We start from the raw sequence: 21537 nt of genomic DNA, 5'->3' as shown, positions 1-21537 counted from the left end.
ACTGCCATCCGAATCGGCGGCACCGTTTCACCGGATCGACTCAGACAGTGCAGGAGGGAACCCTTCCCTCACCAGGGACGCAGGACGGCGGTTCAGCCGCGCCATCCGAGCCCACTGGTGCCCCAGCTGTGCCCGCGCGTCAGCGAACGGAGTCCTCCAGTACTCCTGCCTCCTCGATCATGAACCCGCGCCTCTCCGGCAGCTCCGCGGCAATCCAGTACTCCCCGGTGTGGGCGTTGCGTTCGAGGTACCGGTAGTCGATGAGTTCGCGTCGGAGGCGGGCGAAGTCCGGGTGGAACCGACCCAGGTACGCATTGAGTTCCTTCTCCGTATAGACCCGATCCGCGTCGAGGCTCGTGCGGATGTCGAGGAGGAGGACGACGAGGGCACGGCGCTTGGTGGGAATTGCGGTGAACGCACCGTCCTTGACGAAGGTCGCGCGGACCTTGTTCTTGTAGCGCTCGAGGGCGGCTTGGGCTTCGAGGTCCGGCGCTTCCGTCTGCCTCACGAGGTTCTCGGTGAGCAGTGCCGCGCGAGCGGACGTGTAGTTCTCCCCCGTCTCGGCCATGCGGGCGCGGATGAGGCTCTTGAAGTCGCTGTTCTTGGTCATCGTGGTCGATCCTTGCTCGACCGAGCTTCGCCCCAGCTCGATGCCCGGTCAGGAATTCACCACTAACAGGACGATCCGAGGATTCGCTCCCCTTCGCCGAATGGTCTGCAGGCTGGGGTGTCAGACCGCGGCTGGGCGTCGGATGCGCCACTGGGTCCGAGTATAGCGGCTGCGCCAGCGCTTGGAGCGCGACGCTTGGAGCGCCGTTCACCCGTCGGCGGGTCCGAGGTAGAGCCAACGGCCCGCGCGGCGGGCGAACGACGAGTTCTCCTCGAGCACGTGTTCGCCGAGGCTGTCTCGATAGTGGGCGCGGAAGTGAACCGTTCCCGTGTCGTCGCCTTCGCCGCCGGCGGTCGTGCCGAGAACCTCGAGTCGGGTCCATGTCACCAGGTCGTCGACTCCGAGATCGGTCGGTCGCGTGCGAGGGTGCCACGTGCGGAACAGGTGGTCGGCGTTCTTCAGGCTGAAGGCGGTGAAGCGCGAACGCATGAGCGCCTCGGCGGTGGTGGGCCACACTTGACCATCAAGGGCGGGCCGGCAGCAGTCTTCGAAGCTGGCTCCTGGGGGCATTCCCGAGCACGGGCAGATCATCAACGCGTCTCACCTCAACTGTCCGAACCGGGGTCGACATAGAAGTCTTCGGGCTCGAGCTGGATCCACTCAGTGAACTGCCCGGTGCCGTTGCGCTTCTCCAAGTGGATGGTCTCGTCGTCGCCGAGCACCTCGGCGATCCGGCTGTAGGCATCGTCGGCATCTTCGCGAGTCTCATAGTGGACGACGAATTCTCGCGGCATGAGCTCTGTGCCGTCCTCGGTCATCTCGACCATGCCCTTCTGGGCGAAGTCCTCGTCCTCTCGCACCTCGAGCCTGAGCCTGTAGACCCCTGTGCTGACACGGTTGTCGTTCTGTTCGCTTTCGAAGTACTCGACCGCTTCACTCATGTCACGCCGCCCTCTCTCGCGTCGGTTGCGAGTCCACCTTATGCCTCTTCGGCCGGAAGCGGCAGAGTTCTCTTCGCAGGGAAAGTCGAGGTTGTCCTCCCAAAAAAGTCGAGCTCGATCGAATCGCGATCTGCCAGACCCGCGGTCACGGCCGCCGGCTGCCCATGTTGCGAATCGGACAATGGCAGGTCGCCACGGGACATGCGAATATGGGGAGATGACTACCGTCTTTCTCTCAGGTGATCCGAAGTCCGACGAACTCCTCGCCGATGACCCCTTCGCCTTGCTCACCGGAATGCTCCTTGACCAGCAGGTGCCGATGGAGGTCGCCTTCGCAGGTCCGGCCAAGCTCGCCGACCGACTCGGCAAGCTCGATGTGCATGAGATCGCTGAGATGAACCCGGATGAGTTCCTCGAGAAGTTCGCCGAGAAGCCGGCTGTGCATCGGTTCCCAAAGTCGATGGCGGCGCGAGTGCAGAAGCTCGCCGAGGCGATCGTCGACGATTACGACGGCGATACCTCAGCGATCTGGACGAGCGGGGATCCGACGGGTGCCGAGGTGCTCAAGCGGCTGAAGAAGCTCCCGGGATTCGGGGAGCAGAAGGCGAAGATCTTCCTCGCTCTCCTCGGCAAGCAGTTCGGTCTGCAGGCGTCGGGGTGGCGTGAGGCCGCTGGTGACTACGGCACTGAGGGCAGTCGCCGCTCGATCGCTGATGTTGTCGACGAGGACACCCTCCAGGAGGTCCGGGCGTTCAAGAAGCAGGCGAAGGCCGCAGCGAAAGCAGCGAAGAAATAGTTCGACACTGACCGGCACTCCCCTGGGGACCGGGCTGTGCCCAGAATCGACTGCAGGCAGGGCTGTGCCCTCTCACGCAGCCGCGTCCGGCCAGTCACCACCGCGGGCCTCGTCCCCGTCAGACCTGTTGCGCTCATCCACGGACTCCGCCGTGAGACCGTCGGAGTTCTCCATGCTGGGCCCGGATTCGTCGGGGTGGTCGTCGAAGAGGGACGCGATGATCTCCTCGGCCAGGAACCTCGGATGCAACAGTGGTCGTCGGGCAGGATCCACCGACGCCGGTGGTCTCCACGCCGGACGCCCATCCAGAAGCATGAGCATCTCCCAGTCGGAGCGATCCAACAGGTGATGGTGGGCACTGCAGGCCAGGGCCAGATTGTTGATCGTCGTCTTCCCACCCCTGGCCCAGGGCACCACATGATTGGCCTCGCACCACCCCGGGGGCGCATCACACCCGGGGAACGTACACCCCTTGTCACGGGCGGTGATGACCGCGACCTGTTTCTTGTTCGCGAACCGTTTCTCCGTCATCACCTGCATCGTGTGCGCGGTCTCACTCATGAGGTGGAAGAACACGTCCCCGTTGAGCCCGTTGGTGGCCAGTTCGTGGATCGGGATCGGGGTCTCGACCCCGGTCGTGCCCTCCCCAGTCCGGAGAGCGAGGTCCTCAGCGGTCGCGGTCACCACGAGCGCGTAAGGCGACCCGGTGCCGGCCTGGTCCATGCTGATCCGAGAGATCAGGGTGGCGAAGCGTTCATAGATCCACGCCCGCGCCGAAGGCCGCTGCCCGGTGAGGTCGACCGGGGTGCCGTCCTCACGCACCCCGACCCCGACCGGGAAACCGGAAGCCACGCCGCCTGTGGTGTTGGTCGGATCGGTGATTCCGGCCGAAGTGGCAGAACCCGTGCCGTCGCCGTCACCGTTGCCGAGCATGTGGGCGTCGTCGGTGGCAGGCGGGGCTGCCCAGTCTGGGGGTGCCTGCGGGATCGGCAGGGGCGCATCGTGGAGGTCCCCGTGGAGGACCTGATCGACGATATCGAAGAGCGCATCTTGGCCCCCGGCAGCACTACTGCCGTCTGTCGATGCGCCGGAGCACCCGGGGGGTGCGGTCTTCGAAGCATCCTCTCCTGCCAGAGGCGCGTCGCCCTGGTCTGCGTCAGCGTTGCTGTGACCGACACCGGCACCGGCGGCGGTACCGTCGGGGGTGACTGAGTGGATGCGGGAGGTGAGCAACCCGTTCAATGCCGCCCCGGACACCGGGTCGAGCAGTCCCCCGAGCACCCAGTCCCCGTTGCGCTTGGGCCGGACCGTCACCGAATAGTCCGTACGCGGGGTCTCCTCACGAGGTTTGGCCCCGTCGGGGTCGATATAGGCCAGCATCCGATCGAAGATCCCCCGCAGATCCTTCACCCGCACCTGGGGTGCGTAGTCGACGAGGCGTTTCTCCACATCCGCCCGCTGCTCGGCTGACACCCAGGCGGGCAGGTCATCAAGGCAGTCATCGATGACTTTCGCCTGCCCTGCCGAGAGCATGCCCGTATGGAGGCCTTCGGCGACTTCCGGGCACAACGGTTGCAGGGCTTGTCCGGTGGTATCGACCCTGCCCCCGAGATTCTTCGCCAACTCGGTACGCCGGTTCGCTTCGGTCGGGGTGAGGTTGAGCCGGTCCCGGATGAGGGATTTCGTGTCCTTGGCACCCGTGTCAGCTGGTGTGCCGACACGTTCGTAGACCGACAGTGCCAGGGTGGAGAGGGCCTCGGTGATCCGGGACAGAGCCTCAGTACCATCGATGAGCAGGAGAGCCTCATCCGGGCCCATGGGCCGGTCGAAGGAGCGCAACCCGGTGCTGAAGTCCATGAGCGTGGTGATACTGGTCGTGACTTCCGGAGCGAACCCCGACAGGTCCGCCCACGCAGTATCAGTGAGCAGAGGGTGGCGACTCACCCACCCAGGAGCATCAGCCGTCTCGACGGTGCCTGTGCCGGAAGTCTCGGCGGTCTCAACGCCGGGAGTCTCGGCAGGCACGGACTCGGGGTGCGTGGGTGACTGTGGCATGGATGCAGCAGTGTCTGGGGTGCCGGCAACGGCGTTGTCGCAGTGCTGTGCGGATTCGTCGCAGGGCCGAGCATCGGTCGCGTTGTCCGGTTCGCAGGTGGTGGGTCCGAAGAGGTCGATGTCGGAGTCATCGATCGTGGAGAAGTAGTCGAAGGCGGGGTCCTCGGGGACCGGGGTGTTGGTGGTGACGGGGTCGAGGGCGTCGAAGTCGTCGGCGAGGGGGTGGCCGGTGAGGTCGAATCCGGCCTGGGCGAGTTGGTCGCGCAGTGACTGGAGTTGCTCGCTGATCGCCTCGTCACGTGGACCATCAGCCGCGGGTGTCCTGCGGGGGTTCGTCGACGTCTCATCGGGCCCGGGCGCATCCTGCGAGGGAGTCGGAGCGTGGCGCTTCGGCTTCTTCGGGGTGCGGTCCGGGGTGAGAGTCATGGCCTCCTGGTCCATTCATCAACGTCGGTGTTGATGCTCCTATTATACACCTATTTCGGCGTTGTCAATGGTTTTCTTTGTTTTTTGTTCGACTATTTGACTACTGTTCTATGCGCTTCGAATCCCTCGTCAACTCTTCTTGTTCTCAAGTGTGCTGGGTGTGTGATGGTCTGCGCTTCTGATCAGGGGCGAATGTGCGCGGTGACTCTCCGAACGCCTTAGCAGTGGTCCCCGGTCGGCTGGGGCGTGAGGCCGATCGACGCGGTCGGTTCGGCTTGGTTGCAGCTGATCGACGCGGCGGGTTCGGCCTGGTTGGGGGTGATCTTACGCGCCGGTGATGACACCGGGGCAAAACACGACCAGCGGAGCCTCAGCCCCGCTCTTCTCCACGCGCGAGTCCTTTGAGGTACTCGTTGTAGGCGTCGAGCTCCTTGTCACCGTGCTCCGCAACTGAGCGGTCGCGGATCTCGTTGTTCTTCGACTCCTGCCGGAACCAGGTGATGAGGATGATGAGGAGGATGAGAACGGCAGGGCCTTCGCCGTAGGCCCACGCGATCCCACCGGCGAGCTTCTGGTCTTCCATCGGGTCGATCCCCCACCTCGGCGGGAGTTGGGCGAAACGATCGACCAACGGAAGGGTCGCCATCATGACGATGACGCCGAAGAACGCATGGAGGCCTGCCTCCATGAAGGAGTGGAAGATGCGGACGACGTGGGATTCGGGAACTGGCAGCGGATCGGCGGGGATGAGGGTCGCGTTGAAGACGATTCCCGTGAAGAGGAAGACGAGCTCGAGCGCGATGTGCACGCCGATCCCCTGGTTGAAGACCCAGCTCGCCGCGTTCGAGAGGTAGAGGCCGTAGAAGAGGACAAGGAAGAGCGGAATCGAGAACAGCGGATGGACGATCACCTTGCCCGGCCATGACCGCAGTCCGAAGATCGCCGTCTTGAGCACCATCCGGCCGGGAAGATTGCGCGGCGTCGACCGCAGGAGCAGCGTACCTGGAGCGCCGAGGAGGAGCAGCGGCGGCACCGCCATCATCAGCGTCATCTGTTGGAACATGAAGACTGAGAACATGACCTGGCCGTAGCCCTCGATCGCAAGGCCCATCGTCGCGGCGAGCAGCGCACACCCGAGGAGGAAGAGGATTCCCCTCCATGCCGGCCACGGCCGACCCTGCACAGCCAGGCGGATCCAGCCAAAGGTATAGGCGAGGGCGACAAGCCCGGCGATGACGGGGATGACGGGAATGGGCTGTAGGTCGAAGCCGAGGAATGCGCTCAGCGAAGGGGCTTCAGTCGGGATCCACGTCAGGTCGGTCATTGTTCAGGTGATACCAATCTTGCAGGGATTGTGCGCACGCTCGTGACGCTCGCACAGCGGCCATGTCCTCGGTCAAGATTACTCCCCGGAGCTGTGCGCGTCGCCGCGTGCTCTTGTCGCGAGGCGTCGTGCGCCTGCCATATCGGTGGGAGGTGCAACGGGCGGTTGGGCCCCTTCGACTCGTGCGCGGGTTATCCACAGATTCAACTTCATCTGTTCTCAATCGGCGGGAACTCGCATAATGTGGTGCTCCCGGGCACCCGGACAGTGACGGTGCCGGAATCACGGACCACAGAGGCGTGGAATGAGAACCGGATTCGCTACACCCGTTCGTCGACCCTGGTTACCTCGCGCGCGTGGAATACGCCGCAGTCGGGCGTCGATTGCAATCGCTGGGATCGTCGCCCTGAGCGCGTTCACAACGGCATGTGCTGACAATTCTCCGGTGAGCGCGCCCACGTCGACGCTCCCAGCGCCACAACCGTCCGAATCGGCCAGTTCGCCATCCGTTCCCGAGTACACCACCGACCTCGACCTCACCGACGAGGAGAAAGAAGCGGTGGAAGGGGCGCTGGTGGCGTTCGATGGGTACATAGAGACCATCAACGAGGTGTTTGCATCGGGTGGAGAGAATCTCGGTCAAGCCGAGAAGTTCGCAAGAGGCGGGTCGTTGGAGTCATTGAAAACGGATGCGGAGGAGATGCGATCAAATAACCAATACATGGCAGGAAAGTATGGATTTTACGACGTACAGATAGAAAGCGTGACGATTCCTGAAGACGTTGACACGCCAACTAAAGTCAGCATCCTCTTTTGCAATCGCGATTCGGAGTGGAGTGTCGTCAACAAAGGCGACCCGCTTCCCTCGTTGGAACCTAAGGCATTGACGATGCAACATATTGCAGACAATCAAGACGGCACGTGGAAGATCGCCAACCAGTACTTGCGGAGCAAGGAATGCAAAAAGGGCTGAGTCTCAAACTCTTTCTCGGTTGGTGCTTGATCGTGGTAGTAGTCACGACGTCGCAAGCCGCAGCACTAGCATCTGGTCCCGATTGTGGATCGATGGTAGGTCGAGATTGCAGTGTTGTTGAGCCTCCTGCTCCCCCTGCCCCTCCCGGCCCGGGAGACGGCGGCGGCTCCGGGGGTGGTGGCGGGGGCGGCTCAGGTGGCGGCGGCTCAGGCGGAGGCGGCGGCTCTGGCGGCGGAGGGGGCTCCGGTGGGGGCGGCAGCGGACCGCCGGACTGCGTGTACGAAGAGCTCGGCTACATCTGCGCGGACCTTCCCGATCCGCCAGGTGGCGGCGGTGGAGGCGGGGGTCCTGCTCGGCCGGAACCGCCGACCGAGATCCCCGAATCACAGTTCCAAACGTTCGACATCCCTGCACCCAAGATCAGTGCATGGCCCAAGGACTGGGCGGTCATCGGCAAACCCGCGGCGTTCTGGACCGACGCCGATGTCAGTTACATCGACATGACTCTCCTCGGCTACGCCGTCACGGTCAAAGTCACACCCGAGAAGTACAACTGGGACTTCGGCGACGGCACCGGCGCGACGACGACCAAGAAGGGATCGAAGCCGAAACCCGGCGACGACCCGGTCATCGGCCACGACTTCCAGAAGGTCGGCCCGACGACTGTCAGCATGACGACGACCTTCAGCGGTGAGTTCTCGGTCGACGGCGGCCCGTGGATTCCCATCAACGGCTATGCCTACGTGGCGAGCAACGAGCTGGCGATCGATGTCTACCGATTCCACCGTTACCTCGTCGACGAGGACTGCGCGACGAATCCCGACGGCCCCGACTGTCAGTGACATCAGTCGGCACAAGCCGAGTCACTTCTCCACACGGTGCTTCCTCCGCTCGAAGAACATCACAGCGATGAAACCGATGACGACGACCGCAGCCGGGACCCACAGCGCCTGCCCCATCGCATCCGCGAAACTGGAGGCTATCGCTTCGGGCATCCCGGATCCGTCAGGTCCAACCCCACCGCCGGCACCACCCGCGCCAGCCCCAGCCCCACCGGAAGCCCCAGCCCCACCGGAACCTCCAACACCGGCTTCACCGCCGCCGGCCAGGCCGCTGGCATCACCGATGTTGGCCTCAAGCCGGGCCTCCATCGCCACAGCGATCGCCGCACTGCCGAGCACCGCCCCGACCTGACGCACCGTGTTGTACACACCTGACCCAGCGCCCGCGTAGTGCAGCGGCAGATTCCGCGTCGCTGTCGAACTGATCGGTGCCCACATGAAACCGTTGGCCACGCCCAGCAACACGATCGCCGGCACCACCCTCCACGGCGACGAGTTCGCATCGAGGAGTGCGCCCAACCAGAACAGTCCCACAGAGAACGCCGCCAGCCCGATCCCCGCCAGCAGCCGCGGATTGCCCGTGTCCACCATCCGGCCCACGAACGGGGCGAGCAGCGTCGAAACGACGGCCATGGGCGCAAGCAGCAGCGCCGCCTGGGTCGGGGTGTACCCGAGGACGTTCTGCGCCCACAGCATGAACGGGAACGCCATCGACGTGACACCGAATCCGACGGTCGTCATGGCGACGCAGGCGAGCGAGAAGTTCCGGTCACGGAACAGCGAGAGGGGGACGAGCACCTCGGCGGTGGTGTGCTTCTGCCACAGCACGAACGCCACGAGGAAGGCCAACCCGCCCCCGATGACGAACGGCACGGTGATCGGCCCGATGAGCGGACCCCATTCGACCGCGTGCGCCTGCTGAATTCCGTAGACGAGGAGGAACATCCCGCACGCGGAGAGGACGACACCGAGCCAGTCGAAGCTGTGCGGATGCGTCTGCAGGCGCGGGACCAGACGCCACGCGAGCACGAGGCCGATGAGCCCCACGGGCACGTTGACGAAGAAGATCCACTCCCAGCCGAAACCATCGACGAGCAGTCCCCCGATGATCGGCCCGAGCAGCGTGGCGATGCCCGCCACGGCACCCCACAGTCCCATCGCGGGACCGCGCCGGTCCGGCGGGAAGACGCGCGTGATCACGGCCATCGTCTGCGGCGTCATCGCCGCAGCTCCGAGTCCCTGGACGATGCGGGCGGCGATGAGCGCTCCGACACTGGCCGTCAGCCCGCACCACAGCGACGCCAGGGTGAACACGACGAGACCGACGAGGTAGACCCTCTTCGGGCCGTACTTGTCACCGAGTCGACCCGTGATGAGCAGCGGTACGACATAGGCGAGTAGATACGCCGACGTCACCCACACGACCGCGTTGATGTCGGCGCCGAGCGACGCCATGATGTCGGGCATCGCAACGGAGACGATCGTCGAATCGACGAGGATCATGAAGAAGCCGACGCACAGTGCCCAGAGTGCTCGCCACGGATTCGCCGGTTGAGACGAGCTCGACGGCTCGGATGACGCTGCTGAGTTGTTCACTGCCTCATCCTCAACCCGTCCATATTCTCAGTCAACTCACACAGGAAAACCCAACAGAACCTGTCAGACTGTCGCCATGGTCTGTCGACTCACCGAGCTGCTCCCCGATTCCCACTGGCCAGTCGTCATCATCGGCGCAGGTCAAGCGGGTCTTTCCGCCGCCCATTACCTATGGCGCGACGGTCTGAAGCCGGGCCGGGACTTCATCGTCCTCGATGCCGCCGACGGTCCTGGCGGCGCTTGGCGACAGCGTTGGGAATCACTCACCCTGGGGTCGACGAACCACATCGCCGACCTCCCCGGCTTCCCGTTGGGCACCCCCGATCCCTCGGTCCCCGCCTCGGCGATCGTCACCGACTACTACTCCCGCTTCGAGGACGAACTCGAACTCTGCGTCGTCCGCCCCGCCGAGGTGGCGAACGTGACCTCGGCCGACCCCGGCACCGGACCACTGCAGATCACCGTCCGCCTCGACGGCGAACGCGCCCACCTCACCAGCGATTTCATCATCAACGCCACCGGCACGTGGACGCATCCCTACGTCCCCTTCGTCCCCAGCATCGCCGAGTTCGAGGGCCTGCAGCTCCACACCGCCCAGTTCCGCGGCGTCGAGGACTTCCGCGGACTGCGCACCCTCGTCGTCGGCGGCGGTATCTCCGCCACCCAGTTCCTCCTCCAGCTCGCCGAGGTGACCGATACCCTCTGGGCCACCCGACGTCCCCCGAACTTCACCGCCAGAGAGTTCGACGGCAACTGGGGTCTCGAAGTCGAACGGGCGGTGCGCTCCCGCACCCTCGCGGGTCTGCCGCCGGCCAGCGTCGTCCGCACCACCGGTCTTCCGCTGCGACGCGAGTTCCTCGACGGTGTCGAGGCCGGGATCCTCGTCTCCCATGGGATGTTCGACGAGATCCTCCCCCACGGCGTCCACTTCCCCGCCCGCCCCGCCGAGGCGACCGCCTCATCCGAAGGACTCGGACCCTCCCGGAGCGACCGCCTCGCCCTCCCCCAATCCTGGCAGCCCTTCCCCGAAGAACGGGTCGAAGACGTCGACGTCATCTTCTGGAACACGGGCTTCCGAGCCGCGCTCAACCACCTCGCTCCCCTGCACCTGCGCTCCCGAGAAGGCGGAATCGCCATGGACACCGAGGTGGCGGTGAAGAACGATCACCGCATCTTCCTCGTCGGCTATGGTTCGGCCAGTTCCACGGTGGGGGCGACGCGCGCCGGGCGCATCGCCGCCCGTGAACTCCTCAAACGGCTCGACACCCTCGACTCCGCCCCCGCGATGGACAGCAATGAGGCAGCGGCGCGTCGGACGTCCGGCGGCGCAGCGGACGCAGCTGTCGCGAGCGGCACGGAACACACCCGGGCTCGGCGAGCGGAGGAGGCGACGGTCAGTTCAGCCCCGGCGGCGGAGTGAGCGCATTTCCGGCGAAGCGCACCGTCGGAAGCATCTGCGCGTAGACGGCAGCCGCCTCGGCGTCATCGGACTTCGCCACCATCTCGACACTGACCTTGTACAGCCGGCCGTCGTCGCGAATCCCGGCCACTGCCCCGTAGAGCACCGACTCCGTGCTCGCGATCGAACGCACCTCCGACGGCCCCAGCACACCCTGGACCGTCCAGAAGACTCCGCCCGGGGTCTCGCCCACCTTCTCGGAGACAACGCGAGAACCCGATTCCGAGAACGTCACGTCCATGGCCTCGTCGGTGACATCCTGAGGCTGCGTCCCGCCCCACGCGTAGCAGTTGACGCTGATGAGGCGCGCATCGCCGTTCGAGTACAGCCAGTAGCCGGAATAGCCCACCCCATCGCCCCATCGGCGATCCATTGCGAACTCGACGGAGATCGGGCACTCCTCACCGAGCGTGACTGCGACCTCCTCCATCCCGTCCGGGATCGCCTTCTCGGTCGGTTCCGGTGTGGCCTCCGCACTGTCTCTCAGCCCGACTTCGACCGGCTTCGAATTCTGTTCCGACGTGCTCACCCTGAGCGCCGAGCACCCTGTCACGAACAGGCTCAGGCTCAGCATTCCGCCGAGCAGCAGCCGAGGGATCATCAGCAGGCCTTCCGTCGTCGTCACAGACATCGTACGGCACAGAGTCCGCTGCGATCCTGGCGCGAGTCTCCGGGGAGGCATAGGCTCAGGTCATGACCGATCTCCCGCTCCTCGATGATTCCGAACTCTCGCGCATCCTCTGCATCGTCGCCCACCCTGATGACATGGAGTACGGCGCATCCGCGGCCGTCGCGAAGTGGACGGGTGAGGGCAAGACCGTTGCCTATCTTCTCCTCACACACGGCGAGGCGGGCATCAGGAACCTCCCGCCTGTCGAAGTCGGCCCGTTGCGCGCCGAGGAACAGGCGAATGCCTGTCGCATCGTCGGCGTCGACGACCTCGAGATCCTCGACTTCCCCGACGGACTGCTCGAACCCGATCAGGCGCTCCGGCACGCGATCGCGAAGAGGATCCGCGAATTCCGTCCCGACGCCGTGATGATGACCAACTGGCGCCTCGAAGTCCCGTGGGGCCTCAATCATGTCGACCACCGCGCAACGGGGATTGCGACGATCGATGCGATCCGAGACGCGGACAATCCGTGGCTGTTCACCGACCTTGCGGCTGCCGGTCTCGCCGCGTGGAAGGCGACCCGTCTCCTCGTCACCGGCTCCGAGCCGACGAACGCGATCGAGCTCAGCTCCGAGGACGTCGCCAAGGGCGTCGCCTCCCTCGAAGCCCACACCGTCTACCTCGAAGCCCTGTCGGATCATCCGGAGCCCGAGAAGATGATCACTGACATCTGCACGAGCGCAGGTGAAGAGGCCGGAGTCGAGTATGCGCTGCCGGTGCAGGTCATCGACATGTGAGGACCCGGCGCCGTGCGCTGCCCCCTCGACCGCGGATCCCCTGGGCGGCCGATCCTCGACCGCGGATCCTCGGCCGTGGTTCCTCGACCGTGGAGATGAACGTCCACCGCAGACGCCGCTGGGGCTCAGCGAACGGATTCGCTGAGCCCCAGTGGACGGCCGGCAGTGTCCCCGGCGGACGGTGCAGGTGGTGCCTCACTCGCCGAGTGCGGCCACCGCTGCGTCGTAGTCGGGTTCGGTGGTGATCTCGTCGACGAGCTGTTCGTAGACCACGGTGCCGTTGGCGTCGAGGACGACGACGGAGCGGGCGAGCAGTCCGGCCAAGGGTCCGTCGACCATGGTCACACCGTATTCCTTGCCGAAGGCGCTGCGGAATCCGGAGGCGGTGATGACGTTCTCGATGTTCTCAGCACCGCAGAAGCGGGCCTGCGCGAACGGCAGGTCGTTCGAGACGCACACGACTGTAGTGTTCTCGAGGCCGGCGGCGAGTTCATTGAACTTGCGGACCGAGGCGGCGCACACTCCGGTGTCGACGCTCGGGAAGATGTTGAGCACGACCCTGCTGTCGGCGAATTCCGAGGAGTTGACCTCGCCGAGGTCGTTGCCGACGAGCGTGTACGCGGGAGCCTGGGTGCCGACGGCGGGCAGATCGCCGACGGTGTGGACGGGGTTGCCTTCGAGTGCTGTGGTCGCCATGCTTCGATCATTCCTTCACGTGAGGCAGATGCGGTCGAAGCTCACTCTACGTCAAACTCCCTGGCTTGACTCCTCGTTCCGCTTCCCGGCGAAACGCGACTCGATGACGATGAGGATGAGGACGACGACGGCACCGACGGCTGCGAGGAGGATCGGTCCGAGCACCGGATCGTAGGGGGCCAGCAGGCCGCCCGCACCGTGCGGCTCCCCGTCGGAGCCCACCTCGGCGGCGGACTGCCACGGCCACAGGGCGCGGAGGGAGCCGAGCATGAGTCCGGCCATGATGAGCAGCGTCCACCAGCGGTGGTTGTGGAGGAAGTAGCGGAGGATGTTGACGAACACCGCGAGTCCGACCACGGCACCGAGCCCGAAGACCGCGATGTAGACGAGGTTGCGGCTGTCGACGGCCTGCAGCGTCGTCGTGTACATGCCGACGGCGAGGAGGAAGAACGATCCCGAGACGCCGGGGACGACGAGAGCGCAGATGGCGATCGAGGCGACGAGGAAGACGAGGATGAGCGGCGGGTTCTCGACCTCCGCTCCCCCGGCCAGCCCCGTCATCCAGAAGGCCAGCGCCGCCGCGGCGAGGAAGGCGAGGATGCCGAGCAGGATCGGTTGGCGGGGCGTCCTGGCCGGCAGCATCCGCAGCGGGACGACGATGCTCGCCGCGACGAGACCGAAGAAGAGTCCGCGGGCGAGCTCGGGGTTGTTCGTGACGAACCCGGCCATGACGCCGGCGATGCTGAAGACGGCGGTCGCCATTCCGAGGAGGACGGGGATGATGAGGAACCAGTCGGTGCGGCGCAGCTCGTCGAGCATGCCTCTGACCCGGTTCGGCCCCGTCACCAGCGTCTTCGCGGCCTTGACGACGTGCGCAGCGGAATCGATGAGCTCATCGTAGACTCCGGTGACCAGGGCGACCGTACCGCCGGAGACTCCCGGGACGAGCTCGGCGGAGCCGATGAGGAAACCGCGGACGAGGTCGAGCGGGATCCACGCCTTCGAACGCGGCACGGGGTTGTCGGAAGCACTCGTGGTGTCAGGGGCAGGTGAGGTCAAGGATCGCCTTCGTCAGGGGGCAGGGAAAGAACGTCTCCTTCCAGGGTCTCATATGCACCGTCCCGACCGCCTGTTCACAGCGGTCTCTGGAGCGTGATGTCAGTCGCCGACGCTGCCGTCGATGCTCTCCCGGATGAGATCGGCGTGACCGGCATGCCGTGCGTACTCCTCGATCATGTGGATGAGCACCCAGCGCACATTGTGCACGTGGCCGTGACGTCGTCGAACCAGCTCCTGATCGAGATCGTCGACTCCGTCGAGGACCCTTCGGGCAGCCGCGCACGCCGTCTCGTGGAGATCGAGGAGATCCTGAAGGGAGTCGTCGGCGGCGCTGTGGAAGTCCCAGTCGGGGTCAGCTCGCCAGTCGATGGTCGCGAACGGTTCGGGCAGATCCTCACCGAGGATGTCCTCGAGGAACCACGAGTACTCGACGAGGCTGAGGTGCTTGATGATCCCGCCGAGCGTCAGCGTCGACGCACCGACCGTGCGGTTGAGGTCCGCAGAGCTCAGGCCGTCGACCTTGCGTCTGAGCACCTGTCGGTAGTACTCGAGGTAGTCGACGAGACCATCGCGCTCACTCGGTGCGGGTCTCGGATCGTCGAGTGGAAGACTCATCGGGGTTCCTTCCTCAGTTCTGCTTCCGACGGCCGATGTCGAAGACGTAGCCCTCGGGGTCCCTGAGGGTCGTCCATTCGATGCCGAACTCGTCGAACGAGCCGACCTTCGTCGCCCCGAGGGCGATCGCCCGGTCGACGTCAGCCGGATAGTGCGGATCGTCGAGGTCGATGTGCAGCGGGTTCTTCGTTTCGACGTGGTCGTCGACCTTGAGGAAGAGCATGCCCGGGGTCGGCGATTCTCCGGAGTGGATGCCGCCGATGCTCGCAACGAACTCATTGGCCCCGTCGTCGATCTCTGCGCCGAGGAGCTCGGCCCAGAACAGCGACTGGGTTTCGACGTCGAGGCAGTCGAAGGTGATGCTCAGGGAGTGAAGTGAAGCCATGCCTTCGGGTTCCTTCCGGGTCGGTTCTCTCTGCTGTGGTGCGATGATCGGCGACGCATGATCGGCGGTGGTGAACTCACCCTAGCCTTCGCCACTGACACGACCGCCCCGCTCGGTCACGAACCGCAGTCGGCCGTCACATGACGCGCGCACGACAGTCCCGAGAGACGTCCGAGGGTCGCACTTCCCCTCCCCGCGTCGGAGCGGTCAGCTGCGAGGCTGTCGGGCGAGCTGCCGGGACTGGGCGACGAGGCGCCCGGTCGAGTCCCACAGCTCGCAGTCCTCTTCGAACATGCCGCCGGCGATGTTGCGCGTCTCGACCTTCACCGCGATCCAGCCCGGCGCCGGGAGGGCGCGGACGTGCGCGGTGAGCTCCATCGTCGGTGACCAGCCGAACCGTCCGAGGTCGAACATCACCGGCGGGAAGGCGTCGAGGAAGGCGAGGAGGGCGAGGGGGTCGGCATCGGCACCGTCTCCGAGCCGGATCCAGCCCTGGAGCAGACCGCGCCCGCTCGGCTTCCCGGCCGCGAAGCCCGCCGTGGCGGGGTCGAGGCGCATGTCGTATTGGGAGACGATCGGTGCGGCGTCGAGGAATTCCCGGGGTCCGTCGGCCATGGGCATGCAGTCCTCGGGCGCGGGGAGGTCCGGTGGACTCGCCGAGGTGGCGACATCGCCCGGCAGTCCACCGAGGCTGCCGTACGTGGCCAGGGCCGTCATCGTCGGTCGTCCGTCCTGGGTGAGCTCGGCTCCCAGCGTCGCACTCGAGCGTCCCGTCCGGATGGTCCGTACGGCCACCTCGGCGGGACCGGCATCACCGGGACCGAGATAGTACGCGGAGATGACGAGAGGGTCCGGAAGGTCGGGAACGGTCTCGGAGAGCGCTCGGCCCATCACGCCGAGGAGGTAGCCGCCGTTGATCGCGCCGGCAACCTTCCAGCTTCCATCGAGATCGGCGGCGAAGGTGGACTCGGACGTCGGCGTCACGGAGGTCGCACGGGCGAAGTCGCTGAGGGTTTGGCTCGTCATGTGATCCACGTTACCACTGACTGAACGTTCGACAAGTCATGTCCGGCGGGCGGACTGGCGTTCGCTGCCACGGCGATAGTTGCCCGTGACGCGGGCAAGGAGCTGCTGGTCGGCGGCATCGCCTGCCCCGAGCTTGGGAATGAGCGCCGCAGCCTGCTTGCCGCCGAGTTCCATCACGGTGCGACCGCCGCGGCCGATGATGATCATGCCGGACTTCGTGATGCGGTAGACGAACGGATCGTCGTCGAGGCTCATTCCCACTTCCCTGTCTGCGTCGTCGCAGTACGGTTGTCTCCATGAGCATAGTCCTCGAGCCGATCGACCCGCGTGCGAGCGATCGCGACCGACTCATCGAGTTCTTCTCAGAGAATGCGTTCCCGTTCCATGCGAACTCCGGAACCCGCACGCCCGAGCAGGCCGCTGCGTTCGTCGACTCCGCCGGGTTCGTCGGCGACGGCGGCGCCGCGTTCTGGGTCGTCGACACGGAGTGCGGGCGGGTCGGTCTCGTCCGGTTCGACGACCTCGGCGATGACACTCCGATGTTCGATCTGCGGCTGGATGAACGGCACCGCGGGCGGGGTCTGGGGGTGCCGACGCTCAGGGCGGTGACCGATCATCTCTTCACGACCACCTCGGCGAATCGGTTCGAAGGGCAGACCCGCGAGGACAACATCGCGATGAGGACGGTGTTCGTCCGGGCCGGCTGGTCGAAGGAGGCGCACCATCGCCGAGCGTGGCCGGTCGGAGACGGCGAAGCCCGGGATGCGGTGGGGTACGCGATCCTCCGGGAGGAATGGGAGACGGGGAACTCGGTTCCGGTGCGGTGGGACGACTTTCGGGCGTGAAGGAGGGGCGCTCCCAGTGGGAACGCCCCTCGCGAGATCTCACACAGTCACATGGTGACTGTCAGAGAACTCAGTTCTTCTTCACCCGACGCATCGTCAGCACCACAGCAGCACCACCGACAAGCAGCAGACCCGCACCAGCAGCAAGACCGGTCAGCTCAGCACCGGTACGCGGCAGATCCGAACCACCGCCGCCGTTGCCACCGTCCTTGCCGTCATCGGAGCCACCGCCGCCGTTGCCCTGGTCATCAGCGACGACCTTGAACGAACCGGTCAGAGGCGACTCGTCATCGGTGTCATTGGCACCCGTGACGGAGACGTCGTACTTGCCGACGTAGACCGAGGGGTTCGAAGCGCTCGTTCCGTAGATCGAGAACATGGCCACACCGTCGGCGTTCGCCGTTTCGGTCAGCTCGATGCCCTTGACGTTCTCCGGGCCGGCCATGACCTCGAGGGTGACCTTCTCGCCCTCGTCGAAGCCCTTGACCGTGATCTTCACGCCCTTGTCCTCCTTGACGAACTCGGAGGCAGCGATCTCCTTCGGCTCGATCGCGATGGCACGCTCGGCAGGAGCCTCGCCGTCCTTCGAGTCGTCGGCGTCAGCGTTGGAGTCCTTCGAGTCAGCAGCCGCATCAGCGTTGGCGTCCTTGGCGTCGGCACCCGCGTCAGCGCTGGAATCCTTCGCATCGGCACCTGCGTCAGCGGTCGCGTCCTTGGCATCAGCACCCGCGTCAGCGTTGGCATCCTTCGCATCGGCGCCCGCGTCAGCGGTCGCGTCCTTGGCGTCGGCGCCGGCATCCGCGTTGGCATCCTTCGCGTCGGCACCGGCATCAGCGTTCGCACCCGCGCCATCGGCACCGGCATCGCTGTCGGCGCCATCGGCACCCGCGTCTGCGTTGGCCGCAGAATCGTCTTCGACAGTCACCTTGAAGTTGACAGTCTCCGAGCGTCCGCCAGCGTTCTTCGCGGTCGCGGTGTAGTCGTAGACTCCAGGGTTGGCCGGACCTTCGACGCTGAAGTTGCCATCAGCGTCAGTCTTGACGGTGTCGTCTCCATTGTCGCCAGCCTGGGGAGCAGGTCCCCACGTGACCTGGACATCGGTATTGGGCGCAGCCTTACCGGTCACCGCACCATTGGGCTTGATCGTCTGATCCGACACGATCGGAGCCGCCGGCGGTTCAGGCGTCTGGTTGGGATCCTTGAAGGTGATCGTCTGTCCGGACTTCTCGAGCGAGTAGTCGAGATCAGCGATCCATGACCACTTGCCGAAGTCCGGAGAGTTCTTGGCGGGGCCGCCGGAGATCACACCGATGGCGGAGTCACCCTGGAACACCGCTCCGCCGGAGTCACCTGAAGCGGAGAACGGCTGGGAGCCCGAGTCGACCTGGAAGCCGTGAACAGCACGGCCACCGATATTCGCGTACTGGAACTCAGTATCGGTCGACACTGTTCCGGTGGTCAGGCCAGTCGTCCGGCCGGACTTGCTGATCGATGCCCCCGGAGTCTCTGTGCCGAGCTGAGTGATCTTCGTACCGGAGAGTGACAGATCGTCATCCTTGGCAGTGGACCAGTCAGTGACTTCGGGCTTCACATTGAAGCCCTCTGCGACCTTGATGACGCCGAAATCGTACGCCTTATCAGGATCGTCGACACTGGAACCGGTGATCGTCGAGCCGTACTGGTACTTGCCCCACGTGCCAGGCGCGCCGGTGCCATTGAGCTGGAAGCCTTCTCCGCCAGCGGCCTGAGCCGTGGACGGACGCTCCGTGTCGACAATCTTCGACTCGTCACCCTCAACGTCGGCGCAGTGGCCAGCGGTGAGCACGATCGGCGCACCGCTTGCATCCCAACCGGAGAAACCGGTCGAGCACACGGCGTTTCCACCGAGCGCAGGTACGTAGAAGAGGTACCCCGCACCACCAACGAGGTCCTTCTTGGCCTGAGGCTCACCGGCGGTGTACTCGCTGGACACCTTGACTTCGACGTTCTTGAACTTCGAATCGAACTTCTTGACACTGTCGGTCTTCTTCGAAACACCGAGGTAGAGTGTGTCGTCGACGCTGCCGAACCGGCCGATCTCGGCGGGCAGTTCGCCCTTGTCATTCGCGAGGTATTCGGCCACTGCATCCTGCACGGCCGATTCGGACTGCACATCGATAACAGGCTTGTCCGCAGCAATGGCGGGGCCTGCAAAGAATGCACTGCCCAGACCGAGCGCCGCAGCGGCGGACAGAGCAAGCGAACTCTGCACGAGCTTCTTCTGCATACTTTCCGTCTCTCTTCTATGGGGAGTTGCTAATGTCACAAAGTGATGACCTTAGTCACAAACAGGTTACGGTCCGCGTCCAGCAACCACCAAGAATCGGGCCCCTGAGCTGTGAACTAAATGAACGAAACAACTCACCCTCTGAGATCGCCGCCAACACAGGGAACAAGCGCCCTTGACTGCGTCCTCGGACATGAAGGAGGGGCGCTCCCGGTGTCACCACCGGAAACGCCCCTTGCGATGTCTCACACAGTCACACGGTGACCGTCAGAGACCTCAGTTCTTCTTCACCCGACGCATCGTCAGCACCACAGCAGCTCCGCCGACGAGCAGCAGACCTGCACCTGCAGCGAGGCCGGTCAGCTCAGCACCGGTGCGCGGCAGATCCGAACCACCGTCGCCACCGTCCTTGCCGTCGTCGCTGCCGCCGCCGTTGCCCTGGTCATCAGCGACGACCTTGAACGAACCGGTCAGGGCCGATTCCTCCTCGGTGTCATTCGCACCGGTGACGGAGACGTCGTACTTGCCGACGTAGACCGAGGGATCGGACGCGCTCGTTCCGTAGATCGAGAATCGCGCCTCGCCATCGGCGTTCGCCGTTTCGTCGAGCTCGATGCCCTTGACGTTCTCAGGACCGGAGACGAGCTTGAGCGAGACCTTCTCGCCCTCATCGAAGCCCTTGACGGAGATCGTGACCGCCTTGTCCTTCTTGACGAAGTCAGAGGCAGCGATCTCCTTGGGGTCAACGGTGATGTCACGTTCGACCGGAGCCGGAGTCTCGGTCTTCTCCTCCTCCACCGTCACGGTGAAGGTCGTCGCTTCGGACTCCTGTCCGCCGACGACGGCCACTGCCGAGTAGTCGTACTTGCCCGGAGCCTCGGGTCCTTCGAGTGCGAAGTTGCCATCGGCATCTGCCTTGACGGTCTTCGACCCTTTCGACGCGGCCTGGGTGCCGTTGGCACCCGCCTCCGAAGCGGGCTTCCACTTCAGCTTGACCTCGGCGTCGGCAGCGGCCTTGCCCTTGACCTCGCCCTTGGGCTTGATCGTCTGGTCCTCCGCCTTCGGGGCGGCCGGCGCCTCGGGCGTCTCGGTGCCCGGCTTCTCGATGTTGAACGACTGTCCGGACTGCTCCAGCGAGTAGTCGAGGTCAGCGACCCAGCCGAACTGGGTTCCGTCCGAGAGAGGACCTCCACCGGAGATGACACCGACAGCAGTGTCTCCCTGGAACACTGCGCCACCGGAATCGCCCGGCTGCGAGAACGGCTTGTCACCCGGCGAGGTGACGCCGAAGCCGTGCACCCAGTAGCCGCCGACATTCGTGTAGTCGAAGTCGTACTCGGAACGCGGGATGACCTGACCTTCGGTGAGACCGGTCGTCCGGCCCGACTTCTGGACCTTGCCCTCGGTGTGCGAGCCGACCTTGGCGATGTTGGTGGCGAGCTTCGCCGACAGATCGTCGGAATCCGCGGTCGACCAGTCCGTCACGCCGTTCTTCACGGTGTACTTCGACTCGTCGACGTTGATGACGGCGAAGTCGATGTCGCCTTCCTTGGGAAGCGGCGGGTTCGGATCGTTCGGATCGAGCAGATCTCCGCTGCCGTAGCTCGTGTAGCCCCACGTGCCGAGGACTCCCAGACCGGAATTGACGAAGCCCTCGCCGCCGTTGGCCTCAGCGGAGCTCGGCTGCTCGGTCTCACCGACGACCGAGTCGCCCTTGATCTCGCCGGTGTCCGCGTTGTAGTCCTTCGAGCAGTGTCCGGCAGTGAGGATGACGGGCTTGCCCGCATCATCCCACCCTGAGAATCCGGTCGAGCACACGCCAGCACCCGCGGGGGTGTTGGCCAGGTAGCCCGCACCGCCGACGACGTCGTTCTTCGCGTAGGGCTTGAGTTCCTTGATGCCTTCGGTGACCTTGATGTTCGTGAACTTCTTCTCAAGCTCTTTGATCTCAGAAGTCTTCTTCTCCACGCCGAGGCTGAGCTTGCCGTTGCGCTCACCGTAGGCGTTGACGCCTTCGATGTCGGACAGAGCCTTCTGGATCTGCTTGTCGCTCTGCACGTCGAGCGTCTGCGCTTCCGCGGCCATCGCGGGCGACGCGAAGAACGCGCTGCCGAGGCTGAGCGCCGTGGCGGCGGTCAGGGCGAGTGAACTCTGCACGAGTCTCTTCTGCATACTCTTCGATTCCCTTGGTCGGATTCATTGATGATTGCCCG

21 protein-coding genes are annotated in these 21537 nt (G+C 65.0%); 6 read left to right on the top strand and 15 right to left on the bottom strand.

Features of this window, described 5'->3' with window-relative positions; translation table 11 throughout:
- Positions 1–139: 139 nt before the first annotated feature.
- From AC0VYB_RS06905 to AC0VYB_RS06895, 3 genes are all read right to left on the bottom strand, one after another.
- Positions 140–610 carry a DUF2087 domain-containing protein gene (locus AC0VYB_RS06905; protein WP_063250965.1) on the bottom strand — a complete coding sequence of 157 codons (471 nt, stop codon included), beginning with the start codon at positions 608–610 and terminating at the stop codon, positions 140–142.
- 207 nt (positions 611–817) lie between these two features.
- Positions 818–1180 carry a YchJ family protein gene (locus AC0VYB_RS06900; RefSeq protein ID WP_040340944.1) on the bottom strand — a complete coding sequence of 121 codons (363 nt, stop codon included), beginning with the start codon at positions 1178–1180 and terminating at the stop codon, positions 818–820.
- Positions 1181–1215: 35 nt separating this feature from the next.
- Positions 1216–1551 carry a hypothetical protein gene (locus AC0VYB_RS06895; protein ID WP_009375101.1) on the bottom strand — a complete coding sequence of 112 codons (336 nt, stop codon included), beginning with the start codon at positions 1549–1551 and terminating at the stop codon, positions 1216–1218.
- A 217-nt stretch (positions 1552–1768) separates the two neighbouring features.
- On the opposite strand from AC0VYB_RS06895, the gene AC0VYB_RS06890 reads away from it, so the two are divergent.
- Positions 1769–2347, top strand: coding sequence for an HhH-GPD-type base excision DNA repair protein (locus AC0VYB_RS06890; RefSeq protein WP_009375099.1), 579 nt, complete (start codon positions 1769–1771; stop codon positions 2345–2347).
- 72 nt (positions 2348–2419) lie between these two features.
- On the opposite strand, the gene AC0VYB_RS06885 is transcribed toward AC0VYB_RS06890, so the two are convergent.
- Both AC0VYB_RS06885 and AC0VYB_RS06880 read right to left on the bottom strand, forming a co-directional pair.
- The gene (locus AC0VYB_RS06885; protein ID WP_197931750.1) at positions 2420–4843 is read right to left on the bottom strand and encodes an HNH endonuclease signature motif containing protein; all 2424 of its coding nucleotides are present in this window, start codon (positions 4841–4843) and stop codon (positions 2420–2422) included.
- Positions 4844–5198: 355 nt separating this feature from the next.
- On the bottom strand, positions 5199–6152 hold the full coding sequence (locus tag AC0VYB_RS06880) for a cytochrome c oxidase assembly protein (RefSeq protein ID WP_009375094.1): 954 nt from the start codon (positions 6150–6152) through the stop codon (positions 5199–5201).
- Positions 6153–6597: 445 nt separating this feature from the next.
- Between AC0VYB_RS06880 and AC0VYB_RS06875 the strand changes: the two genes are divergently transcribed.
- Positions 6598–7125, top strand: coding sequence for a hypothetical protein (locus AC0VYB_RS06875; RefSeq protein ID WP_063250967.1), 528 nt, complete (start codon positions 6598–6600; stop codon positions 7123–7125).
- A gap of 275 nt (positions 7126–7400) precedes the next feature.
- Positions 7401–7967 (top strand): hypothetical protein, encoded by a 567-nt coding sequence (locus AC0VYB_RS06870; protein WP_259824264.1) that lies wholly within the window; start codon positions 7401–7403, stop codon positions 7965–7967.
- Positions 7968–7988: 21 nt separating this feature from the next.
- On the opposite strand, the gene AC0VYB_RS06865 is transcribed toward AC0VYB_RS06870, so the two are convergent.
- Positions 7989–9563 (bottom strand): DHA2 family efflux MFS transporter permease subunit, encoded by a 1575-nt coding sequence (locus AC0VYB_RS06865; protein ID WP_259788382.1) that lies wholly within the window; start codon positions 9561–9563, stop codon positions 7989–7991.
- A 76-nt stretch (positions 9564–9639) separates the two neighbouring features.
- Here AC0VYB_RS06865 and AC0VYB_RS06860 point away from each other — a divergent pair, with 76 nt between their 5' ends.
- Positions 9640–10983 carry an FAD-dependent oxidoreductase gene (locus AC0VYB_RS06860; RefSeq protein ID WP_475385103.1) on the top strand — a complete coding sequence of 448 codons (1344 nt, stop codon included), beginning with the start codon at positions 9640–9642 and terminating at the stop codon, positions 10981–10983.
- On the opposite strand, the gene AC0VYB_RS06855 is transcribed toward AC0VYB_RS06860, so the two are convergent.
- The gene (locus AC0VYB_RS06855) at positions 10958–11653 is read right to left on the bottom strand and encodes a hypothetical protein (protein WP_205772082.1); all 696 of its coding nucleotides are present in this window, start codon (positions 11651–11653) and stop codon (positions 10958–10960) included. The genes AC0VYB_RS06860 and AC0VYB_RS06855 overlap by 26 nt on opposite strands.
- A 62-nt stretch (positions 11654–11715) precedes the next feature.
- Between AC0VYB_RS06855 and AC0VYB_RS06850 the strand changes: the two genes are divergently transcribed.
- Positions 11716–12432 carry a PIG-L deacetylase family protein gene (locus AC0VYB_RS06850; RefSeq protein WP_009375083.1) on the top strand — a complete coding sequence of 239 codons (717 nt, stop codon included), beginning with the start codon at positions 11716–11718 and terminating at the stop codon, positions 12430–12432.
- A 195-nt stretch (positions 12433–12627) separates the two neighbouring features.
- Here AC0VYB_RS06850 and tpx read toward each other — a convergent pair whose 3' ends face one another.
- From tpx to AC0VYB_RS06820, 6 genes are all read right to left on the bottom strand, one after another.
- Positions 12628–13128, bottom strand: a complete 501-nt coding sequence (gene tpx / locus AC0VYB_RS06845; protein ID WP_009375080.1) for a thiol peroxidase — start codon at positions 13126–13128, stop codon at positions 12628–12630.
- Between the two features lie 51 nt (positions 13129–13179).
- On the bottom strand, positions 13180–14187 hold the full coding sequence (locus tag AC0VYB_RS06840; protein WP_223289852.1) for a DUF368 domain-containing protein: 1008 nt from the start codon (positions 14185–14187) through the stop codon (positions 13180–13182).
- Between the two features lie 99 nt (positions 14188–14286).
- The gene (locus tag AC0VYB_RS06835) at positions 14287–14802 is read right to left on the bottom strand and encodes a DinB family protein (RefSeq protein ID WP_063250972.1); all 516 of its coding nucleotides are present in this window, start codon (positions 14800–14802) and stop codon (positions 14287–14289) included.
- A 13-nt stretch (positions 14803–14815) separates the two neighbouring features.
- Positions 14816–15187 carry a VOC family protein gene (locus tag AC0VYB_RS06830; protein ID WP_009375074.1) on the bottom strand — a complete coding sequence of 124 codons (372 nt, stop codon included), beginning with the start codon at positions 15185–15187 and terminating at the stop codon, positions 14816–14818.
- 207 nt (positions 15188–15394) lie between these two features.
- Complete coding sequence (locus AC0VYB_RS06825) at positions 15395–16213, bottom strand: thioesterase family protein (RefSeq protein ID WP_063250973.1); 819 nt, start codon at positions 16211–16213, stop codon at positions 15395–15397.
- Between the two features lie 36 nt (positions 16214–16249).
- Entirely contained in the window at positions 16250–16468 is a 219-nt protein-coding gene (locus tag AC0VYB_RS06820; RefSeq protein WP_063250974.1) for a hypothetical protein, read from the bottom strand.
- A 41-nt stretch (positions 16469–16509) separates the two neighbouring features.
- Between AC0VYB_RS06820 and AC0VYB_RS06815 the strand changes: the two genes are divergently transcribed.
- Positions 16510–17058 carry a GNAT family N-acetyltransferase gene (locus AC0VYB_RS06815; RefSeq protein WP_475385102.1) on the top strand — a complete coding sequence of 183 codons (549 nt, stop codon included), beginning with the start codon at positions 16510–16512 and terminating at the stop codon, positions 17056–17058.
- Positions 17059–17128: 70 nt separating this feature from the next.
- On the opposite strand, the gene AC0VYB_RS06810 is transcribed toward AC0VYB_RS06815, so the two are convergent.
- Both AC0VYB_RS06810 and AC0VYB_RS06805 read right to left on the bottom strand, forming a co-directional pair.
- Positions 17129–19324: a trypsin-like serine protease gene (locus tag AC0VYB_RS06810; protein ID WP_009375066.1), complete on the bottom strand. Its 2196-nt coding sequence runs from the start codon at positions 19322–19324 to the stop codon at positions 17129–17131.
- Positions 19325–19600: 276 nt separating this feature from the next.
- Positions 19601–21496 (bottom strand): S1 family peptidase, encoded by a 1896-nt coding sequence (locus tag AC0VYB_RS06805; RefSeq protein WP_009375058.1) that lies wholly within the window; start codon positions 21494–21496, stop codon positions 19601–19603.
- Positions 21497–21537: the final 41 nt, after the last annotated feature.

It is taken from the genome of Brevibacterium sp. Z349TD_9 (assembly GCF_056173565.1).
This window is presented reverse-complemented; position numbering and strand designations above follow the sequence as displayed.